9 protein-coding genes are annotated in these 8,093 nt (G+C 64.9%); 3 read left to right on the top strand and 6 right to left on the bottom strand.

The window, feature by feature from the left end; genetic code table 11:
- Positions 1 to 79: 79 nt before the first annotated feature.
- Entirely contained in the window at positions 80 to 559 is a 480-nt protein-coding gene (locus tag OO306_RS14265) for a VOC family protein (RefSeq protein WP_252823726.1), read from the bottom strand.
- A gap of 243 nt (positions 560 to 802) precedes the next feature.
- Between OO306_RS14265 and OO306_RS14260 the strand changes: the two genes are divergently transcribed.
- A complete protein-coding gene (locus OO306_RS14260) occupies positions 803 to 1,453 on the top strand; it encodes a TIGR04211 family SH3 domain-containing protein (RefSeq protein WP_265969110.1) in 651 nt (216 codons plus the stop codon).
- Between the two features lie 53 nt (positions 1,454 to 1,506).
- Here OO306_RS14260 and OO306_RS14255 read toward each other — a convergent pair whose 3' ends face one another.
- A complete protein-coding gene (locus OO306_RS14255) occupies positions 1,507 to 2,385 on the bottom strand; it encodes a LysR family transcriptional regulator (protein WP_099429069.1) in 879 nt (292 codons plus the stop codon).
- Positions 2,386 to 2,488: 103 nt separating this feature from the next.
- Here OO306_RS14255 and argC point away from each other — a divergent pair, with 103 nt between their 5' ends.
- Entirely contained in the window at positions 2,489 to 3,430 is a 942-nt protein-coding gene (argC, locus tag OO306_RS14250; protein ID WP_265969109.1) for an N-acetyl-gamma-glutamyl-phosphate reductase, read from the top strand.
- Between the two features lie 80 nt (positions 3,431 to 3,510).
- Complete coding sequence (locus OO306_RS14245; protein WP_027595391.1) at positions 3,511 to 4,197, top strand: GNAT family N-acetyltransferase; 687 nt, start codon at positions 3,511 to 3,513, stop codon at positions 4,195 to 4,197.
- Between the two features lie 33 nt (positions 4,198 to 4,230).
- Here OO306_RS14245 and OO306_RS14240 read toward each other — a convergent pair whose 3' ends face one another.
- Genes OO306_RS14240 through OO306_RS14225 form a run of 4 tightly spaced genes read right to left on the bottom strand, consistent with a single transcriptional unit; the run spans position 4,231 to position 8,060 of the window.
- Positions 4,231 to 4,986 (bottom strand): ABC transporter permease, encoded by a 756-nt coding sequence (locus tag OO306_RS14240; protein WP_099429067.1) that lies wholly within the window; start codon positions 4,984 to 4,986, stop codon positions 4,231 to 4,233.
- Positions 4,986 to 6,191, bottom strand: a complete 1,206-nt coding sequence (locus OO306_RS14235) for an ABC transporter substrate-binding protein (RefSeq protein WP_085274347.1) — start codon at positions 6,189 to 6,191, stop codon at positions 4,986 to 4,988. Before OO306_RS14235 ends, OO306_RS14240 begins: the two co-directional genes overlap by 1 nt.
- A complete protein-coding gene (locus tag OO306_RS14230) occupies positions 6,178 to 6,999 on the bottom strand; it encodes an ABC transporter ATP-binding protein (RefSeq protein WP_027595388.1) in 822 nt (273 codons plus the stop codon). Before OO306_RS14230 ends, OO306_RS14235 begins: the two co-directional genes overlap by 14 nt.
- On the bottom strand, positions 6,996 to 8,060 hold the full coding sequence (locus OO306_RS14225; protein ID WP_265969107.1) for an acyl-CoA dehydrogenase family protein: 1,065 nt from the start codon (positions 8,058 to 8,060) through the stop codon (positions 6,996 to 6,998). The genes OO306_RS14230 and OO306_RS14225 overlap by 4 nt, the downstream gene beginning before the upstream one ends.
- Between the last annotated feature and the right edge of the window lie 33 nt (positions 8,061 to 8,093).

The following is an 8,093-nucleotide window of genomic DNA, read 5'->3' as shown; positions in this document are numbered from 1 at the left end:
GCCGGTGATAACACAGTGAATCTTTAGTGTTATCACCGGCCTCTTCGCAGCGCAAGGCTGCTCCTACCGGGTAAGTGGGTCACCCCTTCAATGCTGCCTCAATCTTGGCGACATCGATCTTGCCCATTTCCATCATGGCCTCGAACGCCCGCTTGGCAGCAGCCCGGTCGGGATTGGCAATGGCCTCGATCAGGATGCGTGGGCAGATTTGCCACGACAGCCCCCACTTGTCCTTGCACCAGCCACAGACGCTGGCCTCGCCGCCATGGCTGACGATGGCATCCCACAACCGGTCGGTCTCGGCCTGGTCCTCGGTGCTGACCTGAAACGAGAACGCCTCGCTATGGCTAAAGGCCTTACCCCCATTGAGCCCAACGCAAGGGATACCCATGACGATGAACTCGACAGTAATCACATCGCCTTGCTTGCCCGACGGGTAATCGCTAGGGGCTTGGTGCACCGCCACTACCCGGCTGTCGGGGAAGGTGCGGGCGTAGAAGTTGGCCGCCTCTTCGGCGTCATGGTCGTACCACAGGCAGATCGTGTTTTTGGCAGTCATGGCAGGGCTCCATGAATGAGAGTGGGCCTTTGAGTCTAGTTCACGGCCTTGCCGTCGGCGCCGCTGCGTGGCCCGGCATACGCCTTCAGGACGGCCGGTCTTTGCAACATTCTGCAGACATTTCCGACGTTAGGTAGTGAACCTGCTTACATAAAAAAGGTCTTTCGCTGACGGTCAACTCACCGACCGGTTCACCGGCCCAGTCAGCGGGCCTACTTTTGTCCTGTTTCAGCGAAGACCAACATGCCCGAATCCCGCCCCACATTCTCCGCCCTCCCAGCCCTGCGCGGCGGCCTGATCGCAGCCCTGGTGGCTCTCGCCGCCCCGGTGCATGCCGAGGAGCCTGCCAGCGATGCGCGCTGGGTCAGCGACAGCCTGAGCACCTACGTGCGCAGCGGCCCGACCGATGGCCACCGGATTGTCGGCACCCTCAAGTCCGGCCAGAAACTGACGCTGGTCACCACCCAAGGCAACTACAGCCAGGTGCGTGGGCAGAATGGCGACCTGGTGTGGATCCTCAGCAGCGACCTGCAGGCGGTGCCAGGCCAGGGCGAACGCCTGCCGCAGCTCGATGCCCAGGTCGCCAACCTGTCCGGGCAGCTCAAGAGCATCGATGACAGCTGGAAAAACCGCGTGCAGGGCATGCAAGAGACACTGGACTCGCGCAAGCACCTGATCGACGAACTGGAAGCGCGCAACAAAGCGCTGAACGAACAGCTCGACCAGAGCCAGTCGACCTTGCGCGATACCCAGGCCCGCTTGGGGGATGAGAACAAACAGGTGATGATGCGCTATATGGTGTACGGCGGCAGTATTGCAGGCGCGGGCCTGCTGATGGGGTTGATCTTGCCGGCGCTGACGCGTGGGCGGAAGAAGAATGACCGCTGGTTCTGATTTGGGGTGCATCAGGGGCTTGAGGCGGGCGCCAGGAGGCATGCACCCGCCCCCTACAACAGCCGCTCCAAAGCCTCGAGCACATGCGCTGTGGCACGTTCAGCCTGCCCTTCACGGCAGGCGATGCCCAGTTGCCGCCACAACCCCGGACGCAACGGTCGCCGGGCAATCCGCCGGTCCAGCTCGGGCGCCTCGCCCTCCTGCGGCAGCAATGTCGCGCCGTAGCCGGCCCCCACCAGGCTTTTGATCGCATCGTTGTAGTTCAGCTCGATGCGCGGCTCGGGGAACAACCCCGCCGCAGCGAACCATTCCCCCGTCACCCGCGACAACTGCGTGCTGCTGTCATTGAGAATCAACGCCCGCTGCGCCAACCATGCCGGGGTCACCTTGGCCGGCGGCTGCCAGTCGGCCGGCACATAGGCCAAGATCGGATCGCGTCGCCACGGGGTGATCTTGAGCCCTTTGCCTGCCACTTGCGGCAAGGCCACCAGGCCAATGTCCAAGGCCCCCTCGCGCAACCGCGCCAGCGACGCCTGCGAGGTCAGCACCTGCACCTGCACATCGATCCCCGGGTGCACTTCGCGCAGGTACTCGAGCGCTTTGGGCAACAGGTGGGCAATGGCGCCAGTCGAAGCCCCCAGGCGGACCCGGCCAGTCAGCCCCTCGACCTGACGGCGCACCTCGTCCAGCGCCAGGTCGGCATCGGCCAGCAAGCGACGGGCTCGGGCCAGCAGCGTCTCGCCGATGGCCGTAGGCCGAACCTGCCCACGGTTGCGGGTGAGCAACGGCGCGCCGACCCGTGCCTCCAGCTCGGCCACATGCAGGCTGATGGTAGGAGGGGCCAGGTTGAGCCGGCGAGCGGCCTCGGCAAACGAGCCGAGGTCGGTGATTTCGACCAGCGTGCGGAGGCGGTCGAGGCTGATTTCGCGCATGAATAGCTTCAGAAATAATGAATATCAGCATCATGATATTCAAATTTCCTTTAGTCCAGTCTCAGGCGAGCATAGGCCACCCTCCCCTGACCGGACCTCGACCATGCATACCCCTGTTGTCTTTATCGACGGTGACCAAGGCACCACTGGCCTGCAGATTCACGCCCGCCTGCACGGGCGCAATGATGTGCGCCTGCTGACCCTGCCCGAGGCCGAGCGTAAAGACCCGCAGCGCCGCGCCGAAGCCATCAACAGCGCCGACATCGCTGTGCTCTGCCTGCCCGATGACGCCGCCCGCGAGGCCGTCGCGGCAATCCACAACCCGCACGTTCGGGTCATCGACGCCAGCTCCGCCCACCGCACCAGCCCCGGCTGGGTCTATGGCCTGCCGGAACTGGACGCGCAGCAAGCCGAGCGCATCGCCCACAGCACACGCGTCAGCAACCCTGGCTGCTACCCCACCGGCGCGATTGCCCTGCTGCGCCCGCTGATCACCGCCGGGTTGCTGCCAGCGGATTACCCGCTGAGCATTCACGCCATCTCGGGGTACTCCGGCGGCGGCCGCGCCGCGGTCGAACGCCATGAGCAGCCGAGTGCCGAGAACACCCCAACCCTGCAGCTGTATGGCCTGGAACTGGCACACAAGCATGTACCGGAAATCCAGCAACACGCCGGGCTGTCGGCACGGCCGGTGTTCATGCCTGGTTACGGCGCCTATCGCCAGGGCATCGTGCTCAGTATCCCGCTGCAGTTGCGCCTGCTGCCCGGCCAGGTCAGCGCCGAACACCTGCAGGCCTGCTTGGAACAGCACTACCAAGGGGCTCGCCACGTTCAGCTGATGCCCCTGCACCAGCAAGGCCCCGCCGCAGCACTCGACCCCGAAGCATTGAACGACAGCAACGACCTGCGCCTGGCGCTGTACGCCAACCCGGCGCATGGCCAGGTGCTGCTGACCGCTGTATTCGATAACCTGGGCAAAGGCGCGTCCGGGGCGGCGGTACAAAACCTCGACCTGATGCTCGCCGCGCTACAGGCGCAAGGCTGATTAGGCAAAACCGGTTAAACTGTACGTCCCGCGTCAGCATGGCGCGGGTTGTATTCCTAGCCGCCGGAGCCTTCCCCCCGATGTTCATCCTGAGCCGCCTTGACAGCGTGCCGCCCGAGTCTTTCCAGAACCAGATCCGTGAGCTGGTGATCCATCACGTCGGCGAATTGAGCAGCGTCGCCATTCTTGCCGACAACCCGCTGTATCCGCTGTACCAGTACGGCGTCGGCATGGAAGTGCACCAGTACTTGCAGGCCATGGACGGTAAACGCGGCCTGTCGGTGACGCTGACCCTGGCGCTGGACGCCGATGCCCCGGACCAACTGCTCGGTTTCGCCCTGGCGTTGCCGGCCGATGATGATGCGCAAACCTGCGCACTGGCATTTCTTGCCGTGCGCGCCAGCCATCGCCGCCAAGGTATCGCCCGCGCACTGTTAGGTGATCTGCAGGCGCAACATGCCTATGTCGAGCTGAACACCTTTGCCGGCCAGGTGCCGTGGTTCGAAGCGATGGGCATGCAGGTGGTGGCAGCCAACGGGCCACAGGTGCTGATGAGCAGCACCGGGCACGCCAGCGAGGCGCTGATCGGTCGGCTGGATATCGGGCCGATCTACCAGACCACCGAGGTGCATCAAATCCACACCTACCTGCTCAACCAGCAAGGCGAGGATGCGATGATCGAGGCCGAACAGCTGCGCGACGAGCGCTTGGACCAGTTGGCCATTCAAGCGCAGGAATGTGTCCGCCAGCGTAAGACCGTGCACTGATGCTGTGGGGCCGCACGGCGGCCCCAGCTCTTTTCAGCCATGCACCCAACGCCGATGCAACCCACGCGCCAGGGCATCGAGCATGAACCCCAGCACCCCGATCAGCAGCACCATCGCCATCAGCTCCGAATACGCCAGCCGGTCACGGGTGTCGAGGATGAAATACCCCAACCCCGCACTTACCCCCAGCATCTCGCAGGGCACCAGCACGATCCAAAGGATGCCGATGGCCAGGCGCACGCCCGTCAGCACATGGCCGATCACCCCTGGCACGATGACCTTGCACAAGGTCTCCCAGCGCGTAGCACTCAAACTGCGGCTCAGTTGCAACCAACGCGGGTCGAGCTGACGCACACCTGCCGCAGTGTTGAGCAAAATCGGCCACAGCGCGGCAAATGCCAGCAGGAAATAGATCGGCTGGTCACCCACCCCCATCAGCATCACCACCACCGGCATCCACGACAGCGGCGAGATCATCCGCAAGAACTGGAAGGCCGGCGTGGTCGCCGCCTCCAGGTGCCGATAGCTGCCCACCAGCAAGCCGAGGGGGACACCGATCAACAAGGCCAGCAACAGCCCGATCAGGATACGCTTGAGGCTGACCCACACGTGGCCGTAAACCTCGCCCTGCCCCAGCAGCTCGGCCAGGCTGGCCAGGGTCGCCGCCGGCGAGAAACGCGCCGACAGGCCATCGGCCTCGCCAAACCATGCCACGCCGGCCCACCACGCCAGCAGCAACCCCAGCAGCCCGGCCAAGCCCAGGCCGGTATGAACGACATGCTTGCGCATCAGACCGCGAACTCCTCGCTACGCTCGAAGTTGTCGGCAATGCCGAACACCGACGGCCCGCCAACGGCGGCGATGGCATTGCGCACGAAACGGTCGTCGACCAGGTCGCGGGCGGTGTGCGCCGGGTCCAGGCCGGCCAAAAAGCCACTGTCGCCTTCGATCAGGGTGTGCTGCAGGCGCTTGATCAGTGCTTCGGTGTAGCTGGGGAACGGGTACGGCTGGAAGTCGATACGTTTTTCGTCCCACTGCTGATGCTGGATCGCGCCACTGGCGATATAGCCTGCGCGGTCTTCGGCGGCTGGCGCCAGGACTTTGCTCAACACCGCCACTTCGTGCGGGGTGTACTTGTTGGGGCCGGCCTTGGACAGCAGCGCGGCGGCTTCGGCGCGGTGCTCGCGCGTCCACTGCTGGGCCTTGACGATGGCGTTGACCACCTTCTGCGACCACTCCGGGCGGTTGTTGAGGTCGTGCTCGTGCATGAACACCACGCAGCAGGCGTGGTTGCGCCACACATCGCCGGTAAAGCGCTGCACGCGGCCCACCTTGAGGTTCTCGGCCAGGGCGTTGAACGGTTCGGCGACGATGTAGCCAGCAATACGCTTGCTGGCCAGCGCCGGGGGCATATCGGACGGTGGCAGCACCAGCAGGTTGACCTCGGTGGCCGCCAGCTGCGCATTGGCGGGTTTCGACACCGGGGTCAGGCCGCTGTCATTGAGCATCTGCTGCAGCACCACGTTATGGATCGAATACCAGAATGGGATGGCCACGGTCTTGCCGCCCAACTGCTTCATGTCGGTAATGTCGGGCGCCACGGTCAGCCCCGAACCCCCCACATGGTTCCAGGCCACGACCTTGGCCGGTACCTTGCTGGCGTAACGTGCCCAGACGGTCATCGGCGACAGCAAATGGATGACGTTGACCTGGCCCGAAATGAACGCCTCGATCACCTGCGCCCAACTGCGCAGCAGCACTGGGCGCTCGGCTTTGATGCCTTCGGCCTCGAACAGGCCATTGTTGTGCGCTACCAGCAACGGCGTGGCGTCGGTGATCGGCAGGTAGCCGATGCGCACCGGCGCGTCCGGCTCGGCAGCCGCACGGGCCTGCAGGCTCGACAGCAGCGGCAACGCACCGGCGGCAGTAAGCATGGCGCCAAGCTTGAGGAAGTCGCGACGCGAAGAAGCGGAACAGCAGTCATCCATGCACATGGACAGCCTCCGAGGGCAAGGGGGTTGAGGAAGGTGGGTCTGTGCGGCTTGCCCGCCGAAGGGTTTTGACAATCTCGATACGCAGCGCGCCCAGTTCCTCGACCCGCTGCGTACGCGGTTGCGGCAGGTCGATGCGCCACTGGCCGAGCACCTGCGCTGGGTGGTTGCCCAGTAGCAGGACCCGATCGGACAGCAGCAGGGCTTCGTCGATATCGTGGGTGATCAGCACCGCAGCGGTATTGTGGGTGGCGATCAGTTGCAGCAGCAGTTGCTGCATGTCGGCGCGGGTCACTTCGTCGAGCGCACCAAACGGCTCGTCGAGCAACAGCACTTCAGGCTGACGCGCCAGGCAGCGCGCCAACGCCGTGCGTTGGGCCATGCCACCGGACAGCTGCGCCGGGTACTGGTTACGGGCATGGTCCAAGCCCACGGCGGCAATGGCATGGTCGATACGCGCACGCCGTTCGGTGGCGGCCAACTTGGGTTGGCGAGCGAAATCCAGGCCGAAGGCGACGTTCTTTTCCAGGCTCAGCCAAGGCAACAGGCTGGGGTCCTGGAAGGCCACCGCCAGGCGCGGATGCGGCCCTTGCAACGGCTCGCCATGCAACATCACGCTGCCGCCACGCGGTGCCTGCAAGCCCGCCAGCACCCGCAACAGGCTGGACTTGCCAACCCCGCTGGGGCCCAGGATGGACACCACTTCGCCCGGTGCCAACTGCAGGTCGAACCGCGCCAACACCTCGTGCCAGCTACCCTCGCGGGGGTAGCCGAGGCTGATAGCTCGGGCTTGCAGCACGACTTCGCTCATGCCGTGCCCGCCTGGCGTTGCAGTTCGGCGCGCAGCTGCACCAGGCTTGGCGTGACGATGGGCACGAACGCCGATTCGCGCCAACGGCGCGCGAAACCTTGGCCGTACTCGCTGAGGTACGCTTTGCCACCACTGGCCTGCAGCTCGAGCTGCACCGCGTCGGCAGCACTCTCGGCAAGGATGATGCGCAGTTTGAACAACGCCGCTGGCTGCTGCAGAAAGCGCCCGTCAAGCAGGCCCTGCTTGAGTTCACTCACGGTGTTTTCCAGGCGTTCCTTGAGCACCTGGCGGGCCTCTTCGAGGAACGAACCACGGCCTTGCAGGTGCGCCGCCACTTCATCCAACGCGCGCCGCGCCAGGCCGATGGCCATGCCGCATTGCAGCGCGAGGAAGGCCGGGCGTACCTTGGGCAGGAACTCACGGGCGTTTTCATGCAGCAGCCACTCGCGGCCCAGCTCGACCTGATGGAACGCCAGCGCGGCGGTATTGCTCGATTGCAGCCCCATCAACTGCAAGTCGTCCGAGCGCTCCAGCCCTTGCACCTCTGACGGAATGGCCAACACGAAGGGCGCGCGCTCGGCATCGCACTCGATGGCCGCAGCCACCACAAAACCGCTCTTGCGCAGATTGGTCACCCAATGCAAGCGGCCCTCCAGGTTCCACCCCTCGCTGCTGGGGCGCCCGCGCACCTGCAGGCGCTCGATGCCCGAGAGAAACTTCATGGCGTTGGACAACCCGGTGGCGCCTGCCAGCTCGCCTGTCAGCAACCTCGGCAGCAGGCGTTCGCGCAGTGACTGATTAGGGCTTTGCAGCAGGTATTCAATGAAGGCGCGCTGGCCCCAGCAGACGAACGCCGCCGCCAACGAACGGCTGGCAATGGCGGCGATGGCTTCGACCGCATCGGTCACCTGCCCGCCCGTGCCGCCCTGGGCCGGATCGACGCCGATGCGCAGCACCTGCGCTTCAGCGATCTGCGCCAGCACCAGGTGCGGCTCGCACGTGCCCTGGTCAATGGCCTCGGCGTTGGCATCCAGCCATTGCCGAAATGCACAATCTTGCATGTCTGTACTCCTTTGAAAACGCCGGCGGGGCCG

This window comes from Pseudomonas sp. DCB_AW, from assembly GCF_026240895.1.
In the GTDB taxonomy this organism is placed as follows: Bacteria; Pseudomonadota; Gammaproteobacteria; order Pseudomonadales; family Pseudomonadaceae; genus Aquipseudomonas; species Aquipseudomonas kermanshahensis.
This window is presented reverse-complemented; position numbering and strand designations above follow the sequence as displayed.